The sequence below is a fragment of the Paenibacillus sp. FSL H8-0457 genome (assembly GCF_038051935.1).
GTDB lineage: Bacteria > Bacillota > Bacilli > Paenibacillales > Paenibacillaceae > Paenibacillus_AQ > Paenibacillus_AQ lautus_A.
Window position 1 is genome coordinate 6,160,881 of the sequence record NZ_CP150293.1, and the last position, 24,120, is coordinate 6,185,000.

Annotated in this window: 26 protein-coding genes, 16 tRNA genes and 1 rRNA gene (1 of these 43 cut by a window edge); 6 read left to right on the forward strand and 37 right to left on the reverse strand. The window is 51.3% G+C overall.

From position 1 onward, the window contains the following. Window positions 1-75 precede the first annotated feature (75 nt). Together MHI43_RS27710 and MHI43_RS27715 are read left to right on the forward strand one after the other, a co-directional pair. Window positions 76-261, forward strand: a complete 186-nt coding sequence (locus tag MHI43_RS27710; RefSeq protein ID WP_015737435.1) for a YycC family protein — start codon at window positions 76-78, stop codon at window positions 259-261. After that, window positions 258-488: a hypothetical protein gene (locus MHI43_RS27715; protein ID WP_009591425.1), complete on the forward strand. Its 231-nt coding sequence runs from the start codon at window positions 258-260 to the stop codon at window positions 486-488. Before MHI43_RS27710 ends, MHI43_RS27715 begins: the two co-directional genes overlap by 4 nt. A 78-nt stretch (window positions 489-566) precedes the next feature. On the opposite strand, the gene MHI43_RS27720 is transcribed toward MHI43_RS27715, so the two are convergent. Both MHI43_RS27720 and MHI43_RS27725 read right to left on the reverse strand, forming a co-directional pair. Continuing rightward, complete coding sequence (locus MHI43_RS27720; protein WP_036665049.1) at window positions 567-1,274, reverse strand: DUF2225 domain-containing protein; 708 nt, start codon at window positions 1,272-1,274, stop codon at window positions 567-569. Window positions 1,275-1,319: 45 nt separating this feature from the next. Then, on the reverse strand, window positions 1,320-1,697 hold the full coding sequence (locus MHI43_RS27725; protein ID WP_015737437.1) for a globin: 378 nt from the start codon (window positions 1,695-1,697) through the stop codon (window positions 1,320-1,322). 405 nt (window positions 1,698-2,102) lie between these two features. Here MHI43_RS27725 and ylbJ point away from each other — a divergent pair, with 405 nt between their 5' ends. Together ylbJ and MHI43_RS27735 are read left to right on the forward strand one after the other, a co-directional pair. Further along, entirely contained in the window at window positions 2,103-3,320 is a 1,218-nt protein-coding gene (gene ylbJ, locus MHI43_RS27730; RefSeq protein WP_015737438.1) for a sporulation integral membrane protein YlbJ, read from the forward strand. Between the two features lie 76 nt (window positions 3,321-3,396). Then, entirely contained in the window at window positions 3,397-4,200 is an 804-nt protein-coding gene (locus MHI43_RS27735) for an NAD kinase (RefSeq protein ID WP_009591431.1), read from the forward strand. A 121-nt stretch (window positions 4,201-4,321) separates the two neighbouring features. Here the strand turns inward: MHI43_RS27735 and MHI43_RS27740 are convergent, their stop codons facing one another. Both MHI43_RS27740 and lipA read right to left on the reverse strand, forming a co-directional pair. Continuing rightward, window positions 4,322-4,861 (reverse strand): YutD family protein, encoded by a 540-nt coding sequence (locus tag MHI43_RS27740; protein ID WP_015737439.1) that lies wholly within the window; start codon window positions 4,859-4,861, stop codon window positions 4,322-4,324. Window positions 4,862-4,889: 28 nt separating this feature from the next. Then, window positions 4,890-5,783, reverse strand: a complete 894-nt coding sequence (gene lipA, locus MHI43_RS27745) for a lipoyl synthase (RefSeq protein WP_009591422.1) — start codon at window positions 5,781-5,783, stop codon at window positions 4,890-4,892. 222 nt (window positions 5,784-6,005) lie between these two features. Here lipA and MHI43_RS27750 point away from each other — a divergent pair, with 222 nt between their 5' ends. Continuing rightward, window positions 6,006-7,088 carry a M23 family metallopeptidase gene (locus MHI43_RS27750; RefSeq protein WP_015737440.1) on the forward strand — a complete coding sequence of 361 codons (1,083 nt, stop codon included), beginning with the start codon at window positions 6,006-6,008 and terminating at the stop codon, window positions 7,086-7,088. Window positions 7,089-7,199: 111 nt separating this feature from the next. Here the strand turns inward: MHI43_RS27750 and yunB are convergent, their stop codons facing one another. From yunB to MHI43_RS27780, 6 genes are all read right to left on the reverse strand, one after another. Further along, complete coding sequence (yunB, locus tag MHI43_RS27755) at window positions 7,200-8,162, reverse strand: sporulation protein YunB (protein WP_049788750.1); 963 nt, start codon at window positions 8,160-8,162, stop codon at window positions 7,200-7,202. Window positions 8,163-8,272: 110 nt separating this feature from the next. Beyond that, on the reverse strand, window positions 8,273-8,626 hold the full coding sequence (locus tag MHI43_RS27760) for a metalloregulator ArsR/SmtB family transcription factor (RefSeq protein WP_015737442.1): 354 nt from the start codon (window positions 8,624-8,626) through the stop codon (window positions 8,273-8,275). Between the two features lie 3 nt (window positions 8,627-8,629). Further along, on the reverse strand, window positions 8,630-9,055 hold the full coding sequence (locus tag MHI43_RS27765) for an SRPBCC domain-containing protein (protein ID WP_009591414.1): 426 nt from the start codon (window positions 9,053-9,055) through the stop codon (window positions 8,630-8,632). Window positions 9,056-9,245: 190 nt separating this feature from the next. Then, entirely contained in the window at window positions 9,246-9,671 is a 426-nt protein-coding gene (locus tag MHI43_RS27770) for a DUF1801 domain-containing protein (protein ID WP_009591419.1), read from the reverse strand. A 121-nt stretch (window positions 9,672-9,792) separates the two neighbouring features. After that, window positions 9,793-10,593: an RNA methyltransferase gene (locus MHI43_RS27775; protein ID WP_015737444.1), complete on the reverse strand. Its 801-nt coding sequence runs from the start codon at window positions 10,591-10,593 to the stop codon at window positions 9,793-9,795. A gap of 74 nt (window positions 10,594-10,667) precedes the next feature. Continuing rightward, window positions 10,668-11,330, reverse strand: a complete 663-nt coding sequence (locus tag MHI43_RS27780) for a TrkA family potassium uptake protein (RefSeq protein WP_009591426.1) — start codon at window positions 11,328-11,330, stop codon at window positions 10,668-10,670. 142 nt (window positions 11,331-11,472) lie between these two features. On the opposite strand from MHI43_RS27780, the gene sspI reads away from it, so the two are divergent. Further along, on the forward strand, window positions 11,473-11,709 hold the full coding sequence (gene sspI, locus MHI43_RS27785; protein ID WP_009591415.1) for a small acid-soluble spore protein SspI: 237 nt from the start codon (window positions 11,473-11,475) through the stop codon (window positions 11,707-11,709). A gap of 84 nt (window positions 11,710-11,793) precedes the next feature. Here the strand turns inward: sspI and MHI43_RS27790 are convergent, their stop codons facing one another. The 27 genes from MHI43_RS27790 to MHI43_RS27920 all read right to left on the reverse strand — a co-directional run. Continuing rightward, window positions 11,794-13,374: a peptide chain release factor 3 gene (locus tag MHI43_RS27790; protein ID WP_036665046.1), complete on the reverse strand. Its 1,581-nt coding sequence runs from the start codon at window positions 13,372-13,374 to the stop codon at window positions 11,794-11,796. A gap of 120 nt (window positions 13,375-13,494) precedes the next feature. Then, window positions 13,495-15,042 carry a glucose-6-phosphate dehydrogenase gene (gene zwf, locus MHI43_RS27795; protein WP_009591421.1) on the reverse strand — a complete coding sequence of 516 codons (1,548 nt, stop codon included), beginning with the start codon at window positions 15,040-15,042 and terminating at the stop codon, window positions 13,495-13,497. 137 nt (window positions 15,043-15,179) lie between these two features. Further along, window positions 15,180-16,010: a YwmB family TATA-box binding protein gene (locus MHI43_RS27800; protein ID WP_036665044.1), complete on the reverse strand. Its 831-nt coding sequence runs from the start codon at window positions 16,008-16,010 to the stop codon at window positions 15,180-15,182. Between the two features lie 296 nt (window positions 16,011-16,306). Continuing rightward, complete coding sequence (locus MHI43_RS27805; protein WP_036665042.1) at window positions 16,307-16,957, reverse strand: response regulator transcription factor; 651 nt, start codon at window positions 16,955-16,957, stop codon at window positions 16,307-16,309. After that, window positions 16,935-18,008, reverse strand: a complete 1,074-nt coding sequence (locus MHI43_RS27810) for a sensor histidine kinase (protein ID WP_015737447.1) — start codon at window positions 18,006-18,008, stop codon at window positions 16,935-16,937. Before MHI43_RS27810 ends, MHI43_RS27805 begins: the two co-directional genes overlap by 23 nt. Window positions 18,009-18,050: 42 nt before the next feature. Further along, window positions 18,051-18,695, reverse strand: coding sequence for a cell wall-active antibiotics response protein LiaF (liaF, locus tag MHI43_RS27815; RefSeq protein ID WP_036665041.1), 645 nt, complete (start codon window positions 18,693-18,695; stop codon window positions 18,051-18,053). A gap of 169 nt (window positions 18,696-18,864) precedes the next feature. Next, window positions 18,865-19,551: a PspA/IM30 family protein gene (locus MHI43_RS27820; protein WP_015737448.1), complete on the reverse strand. Its 687-nt coding sequence runs from the start codon at window positions 19,549-19,551 to the stop codon at window positions 18,865-18,867. Window position 19,552: 1 nt separating this feature from the next. Next, window positions 19,553-20,041, reverse strand: a complete 489-nt coding sequence (locus tag MHI43_RS27825; RefSeq protein WP_036665039.1) for a PspC domain-containing protein — start codon at window positions 20,039-20,041, stop codon at window positions 19,553-19,555. 2 nt (window positions 20,042-20,043) lie between these two features. Continuing rightward, window positions 20,044-20,721: a PspA/IM30 family protein gene (locus MHI43_RS27830; protein WP_009591432.1), complete on the reverse strand. Its 678-nt coding sequence runs from the start codon at window positions 20,719-20,721 to the stop codon at window positions 20,044-20,046. Between the two features lie 74 nt (window positions 20,722-20,795). Then, window positions 20,796-21,095: a hypothetical protein gene (locus tag MHI43_RS27835; RefSeq protein WP_009591410.1), complete on the reverse strand. Its 300-nt coding sequence runs from the start codon at window positions 21,093-21,095 to the stop codon at window positions 20,796-20,798. A 353-nt stretch (window positions 21,096-21,448) separates the two neighbouring features. Then, a tRNA-Leu gene (locus tag MHI43_RS27840) sits at window positions 21,449-21,528 on the reverse strand. A gap of 8 nt (window positions 21,529-21,536) precedes the next feature. After that, a tRNA-Arg gene (locus MHI43_RS27845) sits at window positions 21,537-21,613 on the reverse strand. Between the two features lie 12 nt (window positions 21,614-21,625). Next, window positions 21,626-21,699: transfer RNA gene (locus MHI43_RS27850), tRNA-Cys, on the reverse strand. Between the two features lie 11 nt (window positions 21,700-21,710). Beyond that, a tRNA-Gly gene (locus MHI43_RS27855) sits at window positions 21,711-21,785 on the reverse strand. 14 nt (window positions 21,786-21,799) lie between these two features. Continuing rightward, window positions 21,800-21,874: transfer RNA gene (locus MHI43_RS27860), tRNA-Gln, on the reverse strand. A 16-nt stretch (window positions 21,875-21,890) separates the two neighbouring features. After that, window positions 21,891-21,966 (reverse strand) — tRNA-His (locus MHI43_RS27865). 26 nt (window positions 21,967-21,992) lie between these two features. Further along, window positions 21,993-22,066: transfer RNA gene (locus tag MHI43_RS27870), tRNA-Trp, on the reverse strand. Window positions 22,067-22,072: 6 nt separating this feature from the next. Further along, window positions 22,073-22,157 (reverse strand) — tRNA-Tyr (locus MHI43_RS27875). A gap of 4 nt (window positions 22,158-22,161) precedes the next feature. Continuing rightward, window positions 22,162-22,237, reverse strand: a tRNA-Thr gene (locus MHI43_RS27880). Between the two features lie 22 nt (window positions 22,238-22,259). After that, window positions 22,260-22,335, reverse strand: a tRNA-Phe gene (locus MHI43_RS27885). 80 nt (window positions 22,336-22,415) lie between these two features. Next, a tRNA-Asp gene (locus MHI43_RS27890) sits at window positions 22,416-22,492 on the reverse strand. Between the two features lie 30 nt (window positions 22,493-22,522). After that, window positions 22,523-22,599: transfer RNA gene (locus tag MHI43_RS27895), tRNA-Met, on the reverse strand. A 34-nt stretch (window positions 22,600-22,633) separates the two neighbouring features. Beyond that, a tRNA-Val gene (locus tag MHI43_RS27900) sits at window positions 22,634-22,709 on the reverse strand. A gap of 92 nt (window positions 22,710-22,801) precedes the next feature. Next, window positions 22,802-22,876: transfer RNA gene (locus MHI43_RS27905), tRNA-Glu, on the reverse strand. A gap of 16 nt (window positions 22,877-22,892) precedes the next feature. Beyond that, window positions 22,893-22,984 (reverse strand) — tRNA-Ser (locus MHI43_RS27910). A gap of 5 nt (window positions 22,985-22,989) precedes the next feature. Then, a tRNA-Asn gene (locus MHI43_RS27915) sits at window positions 22,990-23,065 on the reverse strand. 157 nt (window positions 23,066-23,222) lie between these two features. Then, window positions 23,223-24,120: ribosomal RNA gene (locus MHI43_RS27920) — 23S ribosomal RNA — on the reverse strand; it runs 2,030 nt beyond the window's last position.

Consider the following 24,120-nt stretch of genomic DNA (forward strand, 5'->3'; position numbering starts at 1 on the left):
GTGTATAACTATATATAACTAAAATACTGTTTTCCCTCTTGATCAAACAAATTACTGCTGGAGGAGCTAGAAGCCATGAGACCTTTGCAAATTTCACCGGAGACGGCGGTTACACTGTCCAAGCAGCTGGGCGTTCCGCTGGAACAGCTGATGCATATGCCTCAGCATATATTAATGCAGAAGATTGCCGAGCTTGCCAAGAATGAGGAAGCGAAAGCAACCCCGAAAGACGATGAGTCCCATTCATCGGAGAACTCATGATTCCTTTTTCGAATACGTGGCCTTATGATGTCGTTGGCAACGACGTATATGTACACAGCTGCCCCTTCTGCGGGACAGACAATGTCTTGCTTCCCATGAAGCCTAAGGAGCTTGTGAGCGTTAGGGAAGGGAAAAAGAAGCTGCTCATCTTCCCCTGCTGCCACAACAAAGTTACCGTGCTGGACAGCGACATCGACTATTTGCTCACGGATCAGCGATTGCGCTGACTCTATCTTAAAGCAAGCCATCGCTGCAAATTGCAAATCAACAGCCTGCTGGCCCACCGTTCAGCGGGCTGTTTGCATTTATGACTCCGCCTGAATCGCCGCGTTCTTCTGCTCCCGGATCTGTTCGGCTATCAGCTTCCACTGCTCTCTGGAGGCTCGGATCATGGCAGCATCCATGATCTTCTCGTCCTGGACCACTCTGGAGAACCACTGGACCGCCTCCTGGAACTGTCCCAGCCTGCGATGAATCTCTCCGATCAGGTACAGCAGACGGGCATCATTCGCCCCTACCCCTTCCAACTCAAACACCCGGATATAGGATTCCAGGCTATACCCCAAAAACCGCTTCTCTTGATCCTCGTTGCCCTGATACCGGTACAGCCATGCGATATGGTGCAGCAGGCTGGCCACGATGCGGTCCCGCTCCCCGATCACCTGGGCGCAGAGGAGAGCCAGCTTGTACGACTCCAGGGCATCCTCCAGATTGCGGGGACCTCCCATATCCCTCTTCTCCCAGCGGCATCCAACCTGGTCATAGAAGAGCGTCTTCTGCCGTTCATTCAATTTCAGGGTCGAGTGTTCCGTCGAAGCAAATCCGCATTCGGGACAGACCCGAACCACGTAAAAATCGGGGTTCTCCGATTTGTAGTAAGCGCAGAAATCCGTATCCGTACGGAATGCTTTCTTAAAGCTTGGTCTCACCCTGGACGTTAAGTATTCATGCTCACAGTGCGCACAAGCCACCTTGATGGAATACAAGGGTTCCAATTTCACGCCATTCGCCATCCCTTCATTCGCGTCTAATTCCTGTCCGTTTCTAGATCTAAGGCACTACGGAGTATTCACGAAATGGTGGGCGGGACCCGAAAGACGCTGCAGCACAAAATCACGTAAATCATCCTCCACGCCGATTTCGATTAAGGCTCCGGCCATGCAGCCAAGCCATTCTTCGGCATGACGGTCGGTAATCGGGAATTTCATGTGCCTGGCCCGCATCATCGGATGTCCGAACGCTTCCGAGAACAAGGCCGGCCCCCCGAAAAACTGGCTCAAAAACATATATTGCTTCTCCATCACCGGCAAGATATCTTCCGGAAACAATGGCGAAAGCAGTTCATTTTGCTGCACTCTCGGATAAAAAGCTTCGACGAGCGATCGTACACCCTCGGCACCCCCGAGGTTATCATAGATGCTTAAGTTCGGATTCATATCCGCTAATTCTCCCATCTGTTTATGATTCGCTTTCGATTGGATGTACCTGTCCATTATAGCAAAAAACAACAAAAAAAGGCGCTAAGCGATGGTTAGCACCTTTTAGAACTTATTAATAACTGCGCCAGTCCTCTTCACTCTGGACGAGAGAAGCACGTATAACATAAACGAAGGCGCATACCAGGATACCTGCGACTATGCTCATGATCATCACTCCATCCAAACATAATACGAAAGATGTGCTTTGATGGTTTTTATTATAGCACAATATCCCCGAAAATAAAGCACAAATGTAACCGCTTTCTCATGTTTTTTATACTGTTTGTCCTATATGCTGCATAGATTTTAAATATCGGACCATATTCTATCATTCACAACGATGCCAGGGGGCGTATTCCTTATATGACCATGAAAAAAATGGGCTGGCTCATGCTCGTATCGGCTCTGATCAGCGTGATTGTCCTGATGGCTTTGTTTCCCGAAGCGGCGCTCCAATCCGCACTCCGCGGCCTGGCGATATGGTGGGACGTGCTGTTTCCATCCCTGTTCCCGTTCTTTGTCATTTCAGAGGTGCTGTTGGGGTTTGGCGTGGTGCATCTGATCGGCACGCTCCTGGACCCCATGATGCGACCGTTGTTCCGAATTCCGGGCGCAGGGGGATTCGTGGCCGCGATGGGATATGTTTCAGGTTACCCCGTCGGAGCCAAATTAACCGCCAAATTGTGGGAGCAAAAAATGGTAAATCGGGAGGAAGGTGAACGACTTGTTGCCTTTACCACCTCCTCGGATCCCATATTTCTGATAGGAGCGGTATCCATCGGCTTCTTTCACGATCCCAAAATAGGTCTCATTCTGGCCCTGGCCCACTATGGCGGAGGATTCCTCGTAGGACTGTTAATGAGATTTCATGGCAAGCGCGAGTCCAATACATCAACCGATTCGCTCCTCCTGTCCCAAACGAAGACAAGCCGGCTCAAGTCCGCCTTTCAGGCCATGCATGCTGCGCGGGAGCAGGACGGCCGTGATCTCGGCACGCTGCTGAGACAAGCGATTCAATCATCGCTTCAGCTGATTATCGTTGTCGGCGGTCTTGTGGTTTTCTTCTCCGTGTTTCTTGAACTCTGGACCCGGGCCGGCGTCATGCCCGCGCTAACGGAGGTCATCAGCTTGCTGTTATCCCTCGTTGGCATGCCCGAATCCTTATCCACTGCCATCGTGGGGGGACTGTTTGAAGTGACGCTGGGCGCACGCTATGCCGGGGAAGCGGGTGCCGCTATTCCTCTGCCATACAAAGCGGCCGCGGCAGCCTTTATCTTGTCTTGGGGCGGCCTGTCCGTTCATGCCCAGATCATCAGCATCCTGAACTCTACCAACCTTAGGTATTTTCCGTTTGTCGTAGCCAGGCTGATCCACGGCATTATTGCGGCCACCGCCGTGTTGCTGTTGTGGAGAAGCGTCATGGGGTCTTCGATACCGACGCTGGCGGTGCCGTCTGTTTCGGATTCCGCCCTAAACGGGTATACCCATATTATGGCGGCTTTCTGCATCCTGCTCGGTTTCCTGATTGCAGTTGCGTTGTTTATTCAGATCCTTCGAGGACTGCAGCAGAAATTCCGCTAATTCCCAAGGTGAACATTGTGTTCTTCTCCAAGATTGATTATCATCTTTATATAACCTTACAAAGGAGCTTATCAACTTGAGATATTATGTTCTGGACCGCGGTGACCCATTGTCTGTCGAGCTGACCCAGCAGTTTCACAAGCTGGCGGAACAGCGGGGGTTTGTGCTGGATGCAGAATCTCCGGAGATTGTGGTCTCGATCGGTGGAGACGGCACGATGCTGCACGCCTTCCATACGTTTATAGACCGTATTCCCGACCTCGCCTTCGTCGGCGTCCATACGGGCCACTTGGGATTCTATGCTGACTGGAAGGCGGATGAACTGACGGAGCTAATTGATCATATGAGCGGAGAAGGCGAACACGGCAACGTGAAGCCGCGCCTCGTCAAGTATCCCCTGGTTCAACTGGAAATCCATAAGAAATCAGGAACGTCCTCTTACATTGCCTTAAACGAATTTACGCTTAAAGGCGTTGACGGTACCGTTGTCGCGCAAATTGACATCAACGACGTGACCTTTGAGATGTTCAGGGGAGACGGCATTTGCGTATCCACGCCGTCCGGCAGCACGGCGTATAACAAGAGTGTCGGCGGCGCCATGGTTCATCCCTCGATCGATGCGCTTCAAATTGCGGAAATCGCCTCGATTAACAACCGGATTTTCCGTACGCTGGGCTCGCCGCTGCTTCTGCCCAAGCATCATCATTGTGATATATTCTCGCGAAAAGAACAGCGTTTGCTGCTTACCATCGATCACGTTAATATCTCGATTGACGACCTCGTATCCGTGCGCTGTCAGGTGGCGGAGCAGCAGGTCAGTTTCGCACGTTATCGGCCGTTTCCGTTCTGGAACCGCGTCCGCGATGCATTCCTTGGTTAATATGAAGAGGACCTCTTTCTTACATTTACCAGGAGGGCCAACGCTTCACGAAGTCTTTCCTTTACCAATACCCGAAAAAAAGAACGGTCTACCTGCCAAAATACAGGTGACCGTTCTTTGGTTATTGCGGCTGCTCTGAAGGGACATGAGACTCCTTGGAAGGCTTTGCTTCCTTCTCCTTGGGGGCCTTGGCTTCGCGCGGCTCGCGTCTTGAATCCTTGCCTTCGCGCCGCTCACGCTGGTCCTTGTGCTCCTTGCCCGGTTTTGGACCCTCTTGGGGTTCCTTGCCCCCCTGTGCTTCCCCCTCAGCCCGGTTATCCTTAGGGGATGTTTCTCGAACCTCTACAGGCTCTTTCGTATTGGAGGCATGCTCTTTCGTTTCCTTCTGCTCCTTCGTTTTCTGAAGCACAAAGTGAGCACAGCCAAAATTGCAATATTCGTTAATGTAATCGGACATGCTGGAAAAGGTTGAATCCTTGGCAGCCTTGGGATGATTGTCCCGATAGAAGCCTTTAAGCCGAAGCTGATTGTAACCCCAGTCTCCCACGATGTAATCATAGCGGTCCAGCACCTCGCTGTACCGCTCCCGGAAAGCTTCCAGATTCCAGCCGTTTCGATGGTCCTTTATCACTTCATAGCTTTTGTTTCCGATAACGATCATTGAAAGCTTCCCCTGCCTTTCCAATAGGTTAAGACTGCACCGTCTCTTCCTTGTTGCGTTCCGCAGACTTCACTTGCTCGTGTGCATGATAGGAGCTGCGCACAAGAGGACCGGACTCCACGTGGCTGAATCCGCGCTTCATTCCTTCTTCCTTCAAGATCGCAAACTCTTCCGGCGTGTAGTATTTTTCAACATTCAGATGTTTCGGCGAAGGCTGCAGGTATTGGCCGATTGTCATGATATCGCATCCCACCGAACGCAAGTCGTCCATCGCCTCCAGAATTTCATGCCATTGTTCCCCGACGCCCAGCATGATGCTGGATTTGGTCGGAATGTCAGGCTGCATCGCCTTGGCATTCTTCAGCAGCTGCAATGAGCGGGAATACTTGGCTTTGGCACGTACGCGATCAGACATACGCTCCACCGTCTCAATGTTGTGGTTCAGAATATCCGGCTTTACGTCCATCACGATTTTCAGCGATTCTTCGTCTCCCATGAAATCCGGGATCAGCACTTCCACCGAGCACAGCGGCAGGCGTCGGCGAATGGCTTTGACGGTTTCGGCGAATATGTAGGCACCGCCATCCTTCAGATCATCCCGTGCCACGCTTGTTACCACGCAGTGGCGCAGGTTCATTTGCTCGGCTGCCTCCGCTACCCGTTCCGGTTCCTGCAGGTCCAGCTCCGTTGGAAGCCCCGTATTCACGGCGCAGAATCGGCAAGCGCGGGTACAAATGTCACCCAGAATCATGAAGGTTGCCGTACGGTTAGCCCAGCATTCGTAAATATTTGGACAGCGAGCCTCTTCACACACCGTATGAAGTGTTTTGGATCGCATCATGCTTTTGATTTCTTTATAATTATCGCCAGTAGTCAGCTTGATTCGAATCCAGTCAGGTTTTGGCTGTTTGGTTTTAGACAAAGAAAAAACCTTCTTTCGAATGTAATGATGTAACTCAAGACATACCCCATCGTTTGCTGTCCCATATTATATCATGAAAACCATCATATTACTTGTTTCGCATCGATATGAGATTAATCTAGTTGCGGCATGGATAAAAATCCTTGTTTCGATTCACCCTACAGGTAGGCATGACTGTCCGTCCTTAATTACGACTATCGAAAAAGGGAGGAGAAGGACAATATGAGGATTTTACAACCATTGCGCGCAAGGGGCATCATGTATCGGTCCACGGCTGCAGTCATGGCGGCCTTGATGGCTGCCTGCTGCATATGCGGGCCTGCGTCCGCATCCGCCTCCATGGCAGTCAGCGCGGCTGACGATGCGGCTAAAGCAACGGATGCTGCAGCGAATTTTGCGGACCGGAAATCTTTATACGATCAGGTTTCCACCGTTACCCAAATTCCTTGGCACCGCCTAGCGGCCATTGACCAGTATGAACGAACGCTGACCCGGGTTCATCCCAAGGATCGAAAGCATCCGGACCGCACCCTCGGTATCTTTATCCCTTCCACCCGATGGGCTGGCCCGTTGAATCCCAATCAGGAAGACGTGAATCCCACGTCGATCAGCGTGTTCTCCGGGATCGGGCTCGATGGGGACGGGGATGGCAAGGCAGACCCCAATAATGATATCGACCTGCTCTACACGGTTGCGACAAGACTTTCCCCTTATGGGCATGCCGCTGATGATTTCAGCATCGGCCTATGGTCATACTACCAGAACACGCGGGCCGTACAGCGCATCATGCAGTATGCCAAACTGTACGAGACCTTCGGGAAGCTGGACCTGTTCGACCATGCGTTTCCCCTTCCCGTCAAGAGCAACTATTCCTACCGAAGCACCTTTGGCATGGGGCGCAACTGGGGAGGTAAAAGGGTTCACGAGGGAACGGATTTGTTTGCTTCATACGGAGTCCCCGTTCGAAGCACCTGTTACGGCGTCGTCGAAATTAAAGGCTGGAATAAATACGGCGGCTGGCGCATCGGCATCCGTGACTTGAACAATCATTACCATTATTACGCCCATCTGCAGGGCTTTGATAAAGGGATTTCGCTCGGGGATGTCGTTACGCCAGGTCAAACCCTCGGCTGGGTCGGCAGTTCGGGCTACGGCAAGCCCGGAACCCAGGGCAAATTCCCACCGCACCTGCATTACGGCATCTACCGGGACACCGGATTGACCGAATGGGCTTTCGATCCTTACCCGCTGCTGAAGCACTGGGAACTGGAAGAAAAACGCTCGAAGAAAAAAACGCGCTCCTGAATTCAAACCAGGGGCGCGTTTTTCCTTTAAGGACATCCCTCATGACACATAAACGGCCAATCCATGCTACACGTACACAATCCAGTTTGGGAATGAGCGAGAATGAGCGTCTTACTCGCCTGTTGCGCTTCCCTCCGTATGCCCTGACATGTCGGCGCCGCCCGGCGTAGGCACAAGAGGCGTCGTCGTTCCCTGGGCAGGAGGGTCCGGCGTCGTTGCAGGCGGAATCTCCTGCTGCCCGTCATGGGTGTTCTCGTCCGTTACCGGCGGCGGTATCGCGATGCTCGGTGCGCTTGCCTTATTCTCGCCGACCGCCTTTCCTTGGCCGTCGTAATAATACATCGGCACATCGCCTACCACGAGCAGATACGAGATCGGAATATCGGTCTCCACGATTTGCGGCTCCATGTCAAAAGGAACGACAACCGCTACCTCCGTCACGATGTGGACGAATACCTCCACCAGGATCATATTGATGCCGGCCCCCTGCTGCCTCGTATCCAGCTGAACCTTTACCGCTCCTTGGGGTTCGATCTTTAAAGGTATTTGCGGACCGAATGAAGCGATGATCGGGCTTTTTAACACCTGTCCCAGCGGAATTTGCTCTTTGCGCTTATGGATTTCGTCCAGCGTGCTCTGCACGACCTGCGTCGTATGGGACGTGATTTTTAAATGCTCGGCATAATTCAGCATGAATCCGGTCACTTTGCCCGAGCTGTCCGTTTTCCAGTTGACCAGATTATCAAAATCCTTGCCCTGCGTCACCTGGGAGGTGATCGCTTTATTGATGGCTTCGGTAGCGATCTGCTTAACCCGGATTTGGGCTAAATGCATGATCGGCGGCCGCAGATTCTGCTCGATATACATAAAAAACTCAACGATCCCAAACACAAGGAGCAGAGCGCCGATCAGCCACCATTTTTTTGTGCTTCGCCGTTTGGTAGCCTGAGGACGCCCCCGGCTCTGCGGTACGGGCCGAAAGCCTCTGCGCGGTGGTTTGTAAGCTCTCCTTGGTTTTGGCCACGACAGCGACGGAAAGGCCAAACGCCTGCTTCCCCATCTCTTTCGTCTCATGCTTGGTCCCCCCTATTTACGCCCCGAGGAGCATGTTTACCATGGCAAGCTCTCCTGTATAGAAGGTATGCGGACAAACGGCAAAAAAGAAGAGCAAGGATGGCTTATCCTCACTCTTCTTCCTTAGCGTTCTTTGGATCGTCTTCTTGATCTTCCACGTAGTATTTCAGCATCGACAGTTTGTTCTCCCAGAAGCGGTCGAAATAAGACAGCCAATCCTTCAATTCCTTAAGCGGCTCTGCTTGCAGGCGATAGCGGGTCTCGCGTCCAACCTTGCGGTCCTGCACCAGACCCGCTTCCTCCAAAATTCGGAGATGCTTGGACACGGCGGTTCGCGTCATGGAGAAATATCCCGTAATTTCCTTAACCGGCATTTCCTTATCGCTTAACAAGCCGAGCAGCTTACGACGAGTCGGATCTGCGATGGCTTGGTAGACATCATGCTTCGGAGCGGCCTGCGACATCGGTTAAGCCTCGACGTATCCCGCAAGCTTCTGAACAATGCCAGCCCAGCCGTTGTCCATGCGGCCTCGAACGATGTCATGCGCTTCCCCGAACTCGGTTACTTGATCCGCTGTCCATCCGCCGTGGATGAGCGTGAATTCCGTATGATCTCCCTGCTCCACCAGTTCGAAGGTAACGCTCCAATCCTTGCCCCAGTTAAAAGACAACCGGTTAGGCTCATCAATAAGCGTCACCTTGCATGGTGAATTTCCGAAGGGGCCGGCATTCAATTGAAACTCGAACCCTTCCACCGGTTCAAAATTGTTGGGCATGAACCACGACGAAATCCCTTCAGCCGTGGCTACGGCTTTCCACACCTTCTGGATGGGCGCTTTCAGCACAAGCGTATGACGAATATCCGGCAGCTTGCCGTTTGTTGCGTTGTCCATATCAGTTTCATCCCTCGCTTAAACTTGAAATTATGAAACCATTTGGTTTCCCTTCATGCATTATAGGACACCAAATGGTTTTACGTCAAATCCCAATATTCACCTGTTCGGCGTCACCCTTAGGTCAATCAGCCGACTAATCGGCGCAAAGCAGGCACCTTGCCAGCACACCGCACTACTTAACCTCACGTTAGGGTTGATCCGGATAAGTCTTTTTCAGGAACGCGATCGATTCGCGAATCAGCTGCTTCAGCACCTCAACATCAATGTCCGCCACTTTATTGATGTACACGCAGCCTTTCCCTGCCGTATGCTTGCCAAAATTCGTCAGCAGCTCCTCCCGCTGATCATCGCCTGGCGCAAAATACAGGCTGATCTTCGCTTTTCGCGGGGAGAATCCTACAAACGGCGCATCCCCCTCATGCCCGGAGGCGTAACGATAATGGTAGGAGCCGAAACCAATGATGCTGGGTCCCCACATTTTGGCCGCAAAACCGCTCGTTTCTTCAAAAATCTCCAGCAAACGATAGGCATCCTCCCGTTTTTTCGGCGAATCCACTTGCTCGATAAACTCCACCACGCTGTGATCCGTTTCTTTTGTTTTTTGCTCGTACATGGGTTTAACTCCTTTCGAACACGCTTGTTATTATGATCATCCCTGTCAAAAATAAAAAAAGGCCGGTTATGATCAGCAATGTTATCTAATCATTTCCCGCCTAATCGAGCCATTTCTGTCTTTATAGTTCAGCAGCGTACTCCCTCTGCCTTAAAGCCTCGTACATCAATACGGAAGCGGCCATCGCCGCATTCAGCGATTCGGCACGCCCCGGCATGGGGATACGGATGGCATCGTCCACGAGTGCCGCGACCTCAGGCGAGACGCCGCGTCCTTCGCTGCCGATGACGATCCAGCTCGTCCCTTTGAAGTCGTACTCGAAGCATGAGCGCTGTCCTTCCAGCATGGTGGTCACCAATCTGGCTCCCCGTTCCCTCGCTTCCGGCAGGATGCTCAGCAGATCACCCTCCAGCACCGGCAGATGGAACAGAGATCCCATGGTGGAGCGCAGTGTCTTGGGATTGTACAAATCCGCACAGCCTCGCCCCAGGACCACGCCGGCAGCCCCTACGGCATCTGCGCTTCGTATGATGGTCCCCACATTGCCCGGATCCTGGAGACCGTCGAGAACAACGACCATACCGTTCTCGCGCAGGATCAGGTCCTGCCATTGCCGCGCTTCCTTGCGAATGACGGCAAACACCTGCTGCGGCGACGGCGTATCGCTGACCTTCGATATGACGGCATGGGATACGCCGATCCATTCGGCACCTTGTCCTGTATCCGTAATATGACGAAGCTCTTGGGGGATGCCCTTGTCCACGTCATAAGCCACGCACTCGATGTCCGCGCCGGATGACAGGGCTTCCTGTACGAGATGGATGCCTTCCACCACATACTTGTTCTGCTTGTCCCGGTGTTTTTTCTCCTGCAGCTGTGCCCAGCCCTTCACTCTGGCATTCTGCGGCGATAATATCTCCATTGTTAATCCATCCGTTCTTTTACATATATACTCATCAGAGCCCAGGTTCGGCACGGTATCCGAAGCTGACGGCTTTATTTGGGGTAAGCAAGCTCCAGCTTCGTTAAGTCATTCTTATGTCCCACGATGACAAGCACATCGCCTTCCTCAATCCGGTCATCCGGACTCGGCGAAATGTTCATGTCCGCATCGCTTCGAATCGCCATGACATTGCACCCGAATCGTGCGCGAATATCCAGCTCTCTCAAATTGTGGCCAATCAGCTCGCCTGTAGCCAGCATCTCCATAATGCTGTAGTCGTCCGACAAATCGATATAGTCCAGAATATTCGGCGAGACCAGATGGTGGGCAACCCGAAGCCCCATGTCCCGCTCTGGGAAAATCACCTTGTCCGCGCCGATTTTGTTAAGCACTTTTCCGTGCAGCTCATTCTTCGCTTTAACGATAATAGCCGGTACGCCAAGATCCTTCAGAATCAGCGTTGTCAAAATGCTGGATTGAATATCCTCCCCGATAGCCACGACAACCACATCAAAATTCCGAATGCCGAGCGCCCGGAGCGCCTCTTCATCGGTCGAATCCGCCGAAACGGCATGCGTGACCATGCTGGCAGTTTCCTGAATACGCTGTTCGCTCGCATCAACGGCTAATACGTCAAATCCCATGCTGCTCAATTCCTTGGCAACACTTGTGCCAAAACGCCCCATACCGATTACTGCGTACTGCTTCTTAGCCATTTATATATCCCCCCACGAGCCTAGGTCGATCCTTAATCATCAATGATAACAGTATATCATACTGTCCAGAATACTTGAATGTAACTCCCCTGGAACGGGCACATTACACAATGACCCTTATATAACAAGGAGGAACATTTCGATGTCCATATTGTTAGATCTAAGGCAAGCCGTCATTCATAAAGTCCACAATCAGGACGAAGAAGAGCTGCGCTCCATGATCGAGGGTTCCGTTGACGGGCCTGAAGCCGCCCTGCCGGGACTCGGCGTGATGTTTGAAATGATGTGGAAAGACATGGATGCTGCCCAGCAGAACACCCTCGTCTCTTCCCTTCACGACCATTTGAAAACCGTTACGCCTGGCAATCTTCAGGGATAATCCCGCGCTCAACAAAAAAGAACAATCCCCTTAGCCCTTAAAGCTGAGGGGATTGTTCTTTATATTGCATATTTATGCCATCGCTTACGGAGCGGTCTCAAGAAACTTGGCGGTTGGGTTCTTGTCTATGGCGGTTCTCATCGCATACTCATTTTCGAAGAGAACGACATAATTATCCTTCTTGTCTTTCACCAGGGTCGAGTTAATCCGGAACTTGGACGGATCAATGTTGTCGTCCACGAGCCAGCGGGCGAACTGATACGGCATTCGTTGCAGCTGGACATCGACGCCGTACTCCCCTTTCATCCGATACTCGAAGACTTCGAACTGGAGCTGGCCGACCACCCCGAGAATGGTCTCGTCGAAGCTAACGGTGCGGAATACCTGGATGGTCCCTTCTTCCGTCAATTGGTCAATCCCCTTCTGATATTGCTTATGCTTCAGCGCATTCTTCACGGTTACTTTGGCAAAGATCTCCGGGGAAAACGTCGGAAGCTCGTCGAATACAACCTCGCGTCCTTGGCTGAGGGAATCCCCGATCCGGAAAATCCCCGGGTCAAACAGACCGATAATATCGCCAGGGTATGCCTCCTGCACAATATCTCGATCCTGCGCCAAAAATTGCTGCGGCTGCGCCAGCTTGATTTCCTTGCCTACCCGCACATGCTTCACGCTCATACCGCGTTCGAACTTGCCCGATACGATTCGAAGGAAAGCAATACGGTCCCGGTGAGCCGGATTCATGTTGGCTTGGATCTTAAATACGTAACCGGAGAATTTCTCATCGGTCGGTTCCACTACGCCTTCCGTGCTGCGGCGCGGCTCCGGCTTCGGCGCAAGCTGGAGGAAGTTTTCAAGAAAGGTCTGGACGCCGAAATTGTTGATCGCACTGCCGAAAAATACAGGCGTTAACTGACCCTGCATCACTTTCTCCAGATCAAACGGGTCGCCGGCAACATCCAGCAGCTCCAGATCTTGACATAACTGGTCATGCAGATAGTCGCCAGCCATCTCGCGGATGAGCGGATCTTCATACCCTTCGACCTTCTGCACTTTAATCGTGGAATGGTCGTCCCCTTGGAACAATTCCACCTGATTCTTCACCCGGTCGTACACGCCGCACAGGTCGCGGCCGGAACCGATCGGCCAATTCATCGGTACGGAGCGGATGCCCAGCACCTGCTCAAGTTCCTCCATCAGGTCAAACGGACTGCGTCCTTCCCGGTCGAGTTTGTTGATGAAGGTGAAAATCGGAATGCCCCGCTTCGCGCAGACCTGAAACAGCTTGATGGTCTGGGCCTCGACCCCTTTGGCTACGTCAATCAACATGACGGCGCTGTCGGCAGCCGTCAACGTACGATAGGTATCCTCACTGAAGTCTTGGTGACCCGGCGTATCCAATATATTAATCCGATGCCCTAAATAATCAAATTGCATCACGGACGACGTGACGGAGATTCCCCGCTGCTTCTCGATCTCCATCCAGTCACTCGTTGCATGCTTGCTCGCTTTACGAGCTTTAACCGATCCGGCCAGACGAATGGCGCCCCCGAACAAGAGCAGCTTCTCGGTCAGCGTCGTCTTACCGGCGTCAGGGTGGGAAATAATCGCGAACGTGCGACGCTTATCCACTTCCTGCTGCAGTTCATCTATTAGCTTTGCCATTTCACTTATCCCTTCGTAACTAAAGTCATGTATATCATTGTACCACAATTCATACGCAAATCATCCCCATGCGCCGTGCGCATGAGGATGATTTTTATCGCATAAATTTTAGCTAATCTTCTATTTTTTCAACCACACTACGTTATCCTCAAGCTGACCGTTAACCGGCCACCAGTGGAAGCCGTCTTCCTTCAGCAGCTCATCCGCTTTGTCAGGTCCCCAGGAGCCGGCAGGATACGATTCCAGCTCGCCCTGGTTCTCTCTCCAAGCGCTAGCGATGCGATCCACGAAGGACCAAGCGGAAGCCACTTCGTCCCAACGCGTAAAGTAGGTGGAATCCCCGCGGGCAGCATCATGCAGCAGACGCTCATACGCTTCAGGAGAGTTGATGCCCACGATGCAGCTTTGGCAGAAGTCCATCGCAACCGGAGCGATCTCGGACTCGGAGCCCGGCTTCTTCGCGTTGATCTTTACGTAGATGCCTTCCATCGGGTTAACCCGGATAACGAGCAGGTTAGGCTCCAGGGAATGCTTTTGGCCCAAGTATACGTTGGTTGGCATCCGTTTGAACTCTACGACCACCTCGGTCGTCTTAACCGGAAGGCGCTTGCCCGTGCGGATATAGAACGGTACGCCCGCCCAGCGGAAATTATCCACGAAGACTCTGGCCGCAAAATAGGTTTCCGTATTGGATTCCGGATTCACCTTATCCTCTTCACGGTAAGCCGGCAGATCTTTGCCGCCTGCGGAACCGCTCGTATACTGACCGCGAACCACGTTGTTCTTGACTTCTTCGTTTGAGGCATATGGACGCAGGGAGCGAAGCACCTTCACCTTCTCATCGCGAATATCTTCTGCGAGCAGACGGCTAGGCGGCTCCATGGCAATCATGGTCAGCAGCTGCAGCATATGGTTTTGGCCCATATCCCTGAGTGCCCCCGCATGGTCGTAATAACCCCCGCGCTCCTCGACGCCAACCGTTTCACCAAGCGTAATTTGGATGTTGGCAATATGCTTATTGTTCCACAGAGGCTCGAAGAAAGCATTCGCAAAACGGATAACCTCGATGTTCTGCACCATTTCCTTCCCGAGGTAATGGTCGATCCGATAGATCTCCTCTTCCTTGAACACTTTACGGATCTCTTCGTTCAGCTTGGCAGCGGACTCCAGATCGTAGCCGAACGGCTTCTCGATCACAAGACGGTTCCAGCCCTCTCCGTCAAGCATGCCGCCCTTCATCAGGTTGAACGATACGCTGCCGAACAATTCCGGTGCAAGCGCGAGATAGAACAAGCGGTTGCCCGGTATATTAAATTTCGTTTCCAATTGCTCCGTTTGTTCGCGGAGCTCACGGAAACCGTCAATATTGTTGATATCTAAAGATTTATATTCAAAATGCTGTGCAAATGCATTCCATTCACTATCCTGTTCCGAACTATATCGGCAGAATTCCTGAATCGAACGATACACGTCCTCCCGAAACTCCTCTTGGGTGCGCGGACGCCGCGCCACGCCGATTACAGCAAAATCCTCATCCAGTTTTCCTTCACGATAAAGACTGTAGATCGCCGGAAACAACTTACGTCTTGCCAAATCACCAGTCGCTCCAAAGATGAAAAATACAGCTCCCGGTGTCTTCATTGTATCTAGATTTTGATTTTCAGCCATGGCTCCTCATTCTTTCTATGAATTATAGTGTATTTTTATGCATCGGCACTTAACTCGATGTGATGACATTTTAGCATATTCATTTCAAGTATGCTATCTCATTCCGTATTTTTTCATCGGAGTTTCAGATATTATTTTCAATATTCTATTGTAATGACGGGAAATCCGATCGTTATTCTACTGCTTTTCTTCACCGAATCTTCATGCACCGCGATCTGCATATGAATCGGCGTGTCGCCGCTCTTCACAAAAGTCCCCAGCGAAGGCGCCTCATAGGATCGGCTGATCGTTGTAACATCCGCATAATCCTCAACGGAACGAAGCGGAAGCTTTCGGGCTACAGCCTTTTCTACTTGGGCCATCGTTCCATCCACGCTGCCTGACTTCGTTGCATATCCTTGAATGGACGCATTCCACGTATTCGGTATGCCTGCTTGCTCCATCCGTTCTTGAACATGCTGCTGAAGGCTCACCATTTCCCGGGCCTGCGCTGCCGCCTCTCCGACAAGCATGACTCTGACATAACTATGGCCTTGCTTCGTGAGGGCCCAATCCAAATTCACGGAGACGCCCGATCGATCGCCTTCCGCTTGGAAAACGTCATTTCCTTGAAGCTCGTTTGAGGTAATGCCGGAAAGCCCTATTGCGCGAGCCAATTCTTCGGCTGCTGTCTTAGCTTGATCCTTAGAAATCGAATTTATCATTTCGCCTTGAATTTTTACCGTGAGGAGCGCGGAAGGATCCATATGTTCCTGTCCAAGGGCTGTAAGAAGCTCCATATTGCTTTCGGCTGTAGTCCCTGCTTCTGATGCTCCATTCGCCGTTCCCTTCCAAGCTGACGCCTCTGCCGTTTGCGGAACCGATTCCTCCCCATTGCGTTCCGTTGTTCCCGCAAAACCCGCCATCATCCCTGCTGCCCCGCACAGCAACAACATCATCACAATCAGCTGTAAACGTATCTTCCGCATCGTCAGCCACGCCTCCTCGTACGAATCTATCAATCTAGTAAAAGGATGGCCGCCTCACTGCAGATTTATACATCGCCATATAAAATGATCCTGCTATTACCGTTTTAAAAATCTCTCTTCCCCTTAAATAAATAAAAAAAGCCTCCCGATTGGGGAGTCTTTAAGCCTGCCTATCATTGTTTACATGGATATGTTGATACCCGACGCGTCGCATCACGGATCTGTTTAGAACCGCGCTCAGCATCTCAAAACTGTTTATTTCACGTTCATAAGCATAAAAAAAGAGCCGGCACTCCTTACTCAGCCAGCCCATTTTTATAAGCGTAGATGGCAGCTTGGGTCCGATCCTCTACCCCCAGCTTGCCCAAAATATTAGTCACGTGAAACTTCACGGTTTTGATGCCTATAATCAAATCATCGGCAATGTCCTGATTGGATTTGCCCTGTGCCAGCAATCGCAGCACTTCCATCTCCCGGTCCGTCAGGTCATTATGCGCGGGCGCTTCATTTTGCGGATGGCGGAAACGATTCATCATCTTCGAAGCGACCTGGGACTCCAGAACCGACTGGCCCCGTGCGGCGGCACGTATAGCATCGGCGACCTCGGAAGCCCGGGAGGTCTTCAGCAGATAACTGAATGCGCCTGCTTCAATGACCGGATACATCTTCTCATCGTCCAGATAGCTGGTCAGTACGATCACCTTAAGATTCGGAAATTGCTTCATCAGCTCCCGCGTGGTCTCAATGCCGTCCATCCCATCCATGACCAGATCCATCAGCACCACGTCAGGATGATATTCCTGCGCCAGGCGTATGCCTTCCTCGCCGCTGCCCGCTTCGCCTACCACCTCAATGCCGTCTTCTGTGCCAAGCACGGCAGCCAAGCCGATCCGCACCATCTCATGATCATCCACCAGCAGTACCTTAATCGGTGCTTCCATCTCCATCCCCCCGTTTGCGTTCTTCGTTTATGAGCGGCACGATAATCTCAATCCGGGTCCCTTTACCCGGGGCCGTGATGAATTGTAACGAGCCGCCGATTTCCGTCACCCGTTCCTGCATGGTCGAAAGACCGTAGGAAGTCTGTTTCTTGTCGTCCAGTTCGAACCCGACCCCGTCATCTCGCAGCATTACCCGAACGGTGTTCTGCCTGCGATGAATCCGGATGTCCATTTTTTCCGCCTTCGAGTGCCGAAGCGTATTCGACATGGCCTCCTGAATAATGCGGAACAGATGATTTTCAATCCCTTTAAGCAAATGTATGTCATCGTCCATCTCAAACGTAATTTCCATAGGCACTTTGATCCGCAATTCCGTGATCAAATCCCGCAGCCCCTGTTCCAGTGCTTTTCCTTCGAGATATACCGGCCGCAGATGAAGGAGTAGCGCCCTCATCTCGGACTGTGCCACAGCCGACATTTCCTCAATCAGAGCCACCTGGCGCTGCGCTTTGTCAAAATCCTTATCCAGCGTCCTGCCCACAGCTGTTGCCGTCATCGAGATGGCAAACAGCTGCTGAGAAACCGCATCATGGAGCTCGCGCGCCAGACGCTGTCTCTCTTCTACGATCGCCGTAACCCTGGCCTGCTCGGCTAGCTGGGCATTGTTCGTGGATAACCGCTGCAGGGAAGACACCTGATCCTCCCAGCGCTTGCTGATCTTCACCAGCTGTTCTCCAAGCCGGCCCACTTCGTCTTCGCCGATGTCCGGCATGACGTCCGTCAGACTCCCTTTTTCCCAGTTCACGAGTGTTTCCCTAACGAGATCGACCCGCCGTTTTACCCGGTATCCCTGGAAGAAGCCATAAATCGCTCCCAGCCCGATCGGCAGCAATACCAGGGTTATGCCTGCCTCGATCCGGTTCTTCCACGTCTCAAACGGTTGAAGATAACCATATGTATATAATAAATAAAGGACAACGAGCATGACAACCAATCCCAGAAGGGTCCCCTCACGCATACTTCGGGTAATGATATTTGCTTTCTTTTCCGTTTCCACGGGGCAACCCTCCTGAATGGTTTACACAAAACAATACGTTTATTATGTCATTCTTATATTCAAATCTCCGCCTAAATAAGAAACGATAAATTTCATTTTATATTCGCTGGTCTCATAATTGGGCGATTGATATTTCACTCGGTTCAATATGCCGGTTTCCTTCCGGTCGTCCATATGAATCGATCCAAACAAGATGAATGCTTCGATCTCCACCCCGTAATAGTCCGGGATCATCAGATCGATATCACCGAGCATTCCGTGGAACATGAGCACCGTTTGGCGTTCCTCGGGAAGCGCCAGGGACAGATCCACATCTGCTTCCCCGAGCACATGCCACACGCTCAAGCTGCGCATCACCCAGGGTGCACGGTCCCAGTCAAAGTTGGACATAAAGTTCTGCTTCTGAATATATCTGGTCGTGGTATGGGCCCGTTTGGACTTGCCGTAGAAAATACCCAGCGATATCAAACTGACGCCAATAATCAACATAAGATGCTCGAGCAGCAGCAGCACGGCTCCGACGCCGAGCAGAATGTACCCCTTCTTCACATGGCCTTGCCTGATCTGAAGGACGCCCGCGAAGATGAGCAATAGGGCGACAATGGTGAAGAAACCAAACCATCGGCCGAAAAGCATAATAAAACCCAAGCTGATTAAACCTACTGCTATCCAGCGGTTTCTGTCCATGTCGCACCTCCTTGATGACCAAGATATAAGCTCGGAAAAGCCATATCAGTGAGATGTTCCCCACTGTATGGCTTTGCCTGTACTATACGACAATCTCATTCGTATAGCATATCATATGAACACGGTATTCGAATACGCTTTGTTCTTATTTTGCTGACTTGCTGAGGAATTACTCGGATTTCGAGGATTTCCCCATTTTGTTTTTCAACGCTTGCAGCTGCTCATCCACCTTCAGTTGCTTCTCAGCATCCACTGGACTTGTGTATGCTGCGTTGTTAGGGCGGTATGGTGCGCGAAGCACATCAGCTTCAGCTTCCATTTGCATGATTTTTTCTTCCATGCGGTGGAAGCCCATCGAAGCACTGCCGCTTTCAATGGTATGCAGGCTGCTCACTTGAGACATTTGCTTCTTCGCTTTCGCCATTTGAGCGCGAGCTACAAGCTCATTGCGCTTGTTGCGCATTTTGTAGAACTCGTCTTTCATTTCATGCAGCTGAGCAACAAGCTCTTTCGCTTGAGCCTCGGATTGCAGGTGCAGTTCCACGTACTCGGTTTCTTTTTGATCGAAATAGATCTTTTCTTCAAGCAGCTTGCGAGCCACTTCTTCTTGACCGTTTTTCAGAGCCAATTCCGCCTGAGCTTCACGTTGTGCCGCCATCTTCACAGCCTCATCGACGCGCTGCTTCATGCGACGCTCATTTGCCATTTGCTTCGCAACCGTTACCTCTGCTTCATGAATTTCTGCCTCCATGTCGCGCAGGTACTGGTTCAGCATTACGATCGGATCCTCCACTTTATCCAGCAGCTCGTTCACCGATGCTTTCGTCATATCCTTAATTCTTTTAAATACTCCCATGTTATTTATCTCCCTTCTCATAGTTCGAAAGTTTTTTCTTCAATTCTTCGATTTCTTTTTGCATGGCTTTTCTTTCAATATCCTTCATCATCGCATCCAGATCGGAATCGGTGGACGCGTTCGTTCTTGTGCCGTTGGGACGGTCATATTTGGGACCAAAGCTTCCATGCTCATTAGGATTAGGGTAGCCTTGATGACGTCCATAAGCGTCATTGTAGCTGTTGTAGCCTGGCCCCGGGCCCGGATGGTCGTTGTAACGGTATCCGCCGCCATGTCTTCCTTGCGGTCCGTACGGATCGTGATAATACGGCTCTTTAGGAACGACGAGGGTTGCAATCAGATAGATCAACAGCGTTGTACCGCCTGTGAAAAAGATACTGACTACAAATATGATTCTAAGTAGGGTAGATTCGACTCCGAAATGATCGGATATACCGCCGATCAACCCTGTGAACATCTTGTCTCGGGTGGAACGGTACAATCTTGTCATGGTTACTCCTTTCCGCTGTTATTCAGCTTTTGCTTCAAGCGGGCAAGTTCCTTTTCCAATACCGTGGAGACGGATTCTCCAGCCTGATCCATGTATTCCTGCCCCATGCGGCGTAAATCGCGAAGGCTTCTGGCTTCCAGTTCCCAGTCGCTGATACGGTCCTCGAGGCGATTGAACATCTTCGGTACATCATGACCCCCGCCATAGGATCCCGTACGTTCATTCATTTTTTGCTGAAGACGAAGGGTTTCCACTCGGGCAACATAATACTGGCGTTTGCTGTAGACCGTCTGATATTCCATCCGCAGCTCACCGAGCTGCTCCTCGATTTCTTTCAACGACTCCAGGCTTGAGGATAACAGGCCTTGATACTGTTCAATCTTTTCCTCATAAATCAGCTTCTCCTGCAATGCCAGCTTGGCAAGATGCTCTTCGCCGGCCTTCAAGGCAAGCAGTGCCTGCTCTTCGCGTTTAAATCGCATGGTTTCCGCTTGATCCACCTGCTGTTTCAGCTGTCTGGAATGTACTTGGCATTGCTGCTGCAGCTTCTCGGCCTCAGCAATGTCCTGTCTGGTTGAATGTAGGAACTGGTCAATCAATCGAACCGGATCCTGGCTCTGCTCGAGCTTTTCATTCAATGTTGCTACGGTTATGTCTCTTATCCGCCGGAAAACACTCATATCGGCTTAGCCCTCCTCATCTATCATGATCTGATCTGTTGTTTATGCAGGTTATATAATGTAGTGGTTCCTTATCAATAACGGGGTCTTCCATTCTTCAATCGGGACACTCCGTAGATGATTAAGATGACACCAAGGATCGGACCGATCAGCCAAGACAGTTTACCCATCAACCAGATGATCCCGATACCGAGAATGATCCATCCCATCAAGGTATTGCCTCTTCGAATTCCGTAATATCCCAAAGCAACCATCAGTATCGGAATTAGAAGACTGAACAACCATCCAAGCAGAGGACCGAATACTCCCAGAAGAACCAAGATCCCTAAACCAATCAACAGGATACTCATTCCATTGCCTTTTGAATTCCTCATTTATACACCGCCTTTCTGTTGTTTGATCGTTGTTTCATTTGTTCAACCTTATGACTCTATTCTAGGTAATTTCGAGTTTGACTAAAACGGCCTGTGGACGGTTTTTGGACCTAGACCTAAGGCGGGGCTTCCTATAGACCTACGTCCAACCCCTGCACTGGTCTGCAGTTTTTGCGTTACATCCGTGAACGAACACACTCCTGTTACCGTATCACTTATTGAAGGAACATCGATCTACAGGAGAACGACTTCAGCAGCTGCGATTGGGAGTGGACTTGTCGTGTGGATGCATCGATGGAGAGACAACAAAAAAAGGAATGCAGACGTTGATCGTCTACATTCCTTTTGATTGATGCCGGTGAAGGGACTCGAACCCCCACGGTTTCCCTCACGATTTTGAGTCGCGCGCGTCTGCCAATTCCGCCACACCGGCTTACACAATGGCGTGCCCTAAGAGATTCGAACTCCTGACCTTTTGATTCGTAGTCAAACGCTCTATCCAGCTGAGCTAAGGGCACATATGTTTGTTATGGAGGCGCCACCCAGATTCGAACTGGGGATAAAGCTTTTGCAGAGCTGTGCCTTACCACTTGGCTATGGCGCCAGAAATAAAAATGGAGCGGACGACGGGAATCGAACCCGCGACCCTCGCCTTGGCAAGGCGATGCTCTACCGCTGAGCCACGTCCGCAAACATAAAATCAATGGCTGGGGATATAGGATTCGAACCTATGCATGACGGAGTCAAAGTCCGTTGCCTTACCGCTTGGCTAATCCCCAATATGATTTTGTAATATGGGGCGATCGAGGGGAATTGAACCCCCGAGTGCCGGAGCCACAATCCGGTGCGTTAACCACTTCGCCACGACCGCCATATTGTACTATAAATTGATTCGATTGGCAGGGGCAGCAGGAATTGAACCCACACTAACGGTTTTGGAGACCGCTGTTCTACCTTTAAACTATGCCCCTAAAAACTGGTGGAGGATGATGGATTCGAACCACCGAACTCGAAGAGAGCAGATTTACAGTCTGCCGTGTTTAGCCACTTCACTAATCCTCCAGAATGGTGCCGGCGAGAGGACTTGAACCCCCAACCTACTGATTACAAGTCAGTTGCTCTACCAATTGAGCTACACCGGCGTATAAAATTATAAAAGGTACATGGTGGCTCGGGACGGAATCGAACCGCCGACACGAGGATTTTCAGTCCTCTGCTCTACCGACTGAGCTACCGAGCCATAGAGCTCATTTCGGACTTTGACGAATCCCATATCGGATACGCATCTCATCCCAAAGTCATCTATGAAACTTGTAAAAATGGCGGAACTGACGGGATTCGAACCCGCGATCTCCTGCGTGACAGGCAGGCATGTTAGGCCTCTACACCACAGTTCCACGAGGCACTATCGCTATTGCGATATAAATTGGTTGCGGGGGCAGGATTTGAACCTACGACCTTCGGGTTATGAGCCCGACGAGCTACCGAACTGCTCCACCCCGCGTCATTAAAAGGGTTGCTGCAATGGTGAAAAATCATGGTGGAGGCTGAGGGGATCGAACCCCCGACCCTCTGCTTGTAAGGCAGATGCTCTCCCAGCTGAGCTAAGCCTCCGTAACAAAGCGACTTTTATCATACCAAAATCTGATATAAGAAGCAAGTGTTTTTTAAGAAAGGATTCTCATCCTCTGATGCATTAAAGAAAGTGGTGACCCGTAGGGGATTCGAACCCCTGTTACCTCCGTGAAAGGGAGGTGTCTTAACCCCTTGACCAACGGGCCTTGCTTAAAATAATAGTGGCGGAGAGAGAGGGATTCGAACCCTCGAGACGCTTTTGGCGCCTACACGATTTCCAATCGTGCTCCTTCGGCCAACTCGGACACCTCTCCATAAATGGCTCCCCGAACAGGACTCGAACCTGTGACAACTCGATTAACAGTCGAGTGCTCTACCAACTGAGCTATCAGGGAACAATATTCAATTCAAGTGATTGATCACCTGAAAACTAGATACGAAACGATATTTGCAGCACATTAGACTCCGTAGCATTCACCCGATGTGGTATCGGGGTCCCCAGAAAGTATTCGGCGTTGCTCCAAAGCTTCGCTTCACTTTTTGGGGTATTTTTTGGATAAGCCCTCGACCGATTAGTATTGGTCAGCTCCATGCATTGCTGCACTTCCACCTCCAACCTATCTACCTCGTCGTCTTCAAGGGGTCTTACATACTGGGAAATCTCATCTTGAGGGGGGCTTCACGCTTAGATGCTTTCAGCGCTTATCCCGTCCGTACGTAGCTACCCAGCCATGCTCCTGGCGGAACAACTGGTGCACCAGCGGTACGTCCATCCCGGTCCTCTCGTACTAAGGACAGCTCCTCTCAAATTTCCTACGCCCACGACAGATAGGGACCGAACTGTCTCACGACGTTCTGAACCCAGCTCGCGTACCGCTTTAATGGGCGAACAGCCCAACCCTTGGGACCTACTTCAGCCCCAGGATGCGATGAGCCGACATCGAGGTGCCAAACCTCCCCGTCGATGTGGACTCTTGGGGGAGATAAGCCTGTTATCCCCAGGGTAGCTTTTATCCGTTGAGCGATGGCCCTTCCATGCGGTACCACCGGATCACTAAGCCCGACTTTCGTCCCTGCTCGACTTGTAGGTCTCGCAGTCAAGCTCCCTTATGCCTTTGCACTCTTCGAATGATTTCCAACCATTCTGAGGGAACCTTGGGGCGCCTCCGTTACTCTTTAGGAGGCGACCGCCCCAGTCAAACTGCCCGCCTGACACTGTCCCCGTACCGGATTACGGTACCAGGTTAGAACCTAGATACGATCAGGGTGGTATCCCAACGTCGCCTCCACACAAGCTGGCGCTCATGCTTCAAAGGCTCCCACCTATCCTGTACAGATCGTACCCAAATCCAATATCAAGCTGCAGTAAAGCTCCATGGGGTCTTTCCGTCTTGTCGCGGGTAACCTGCATCTTCACAGGTATTAAAATTTCACCGGATCTCTCGTTGAG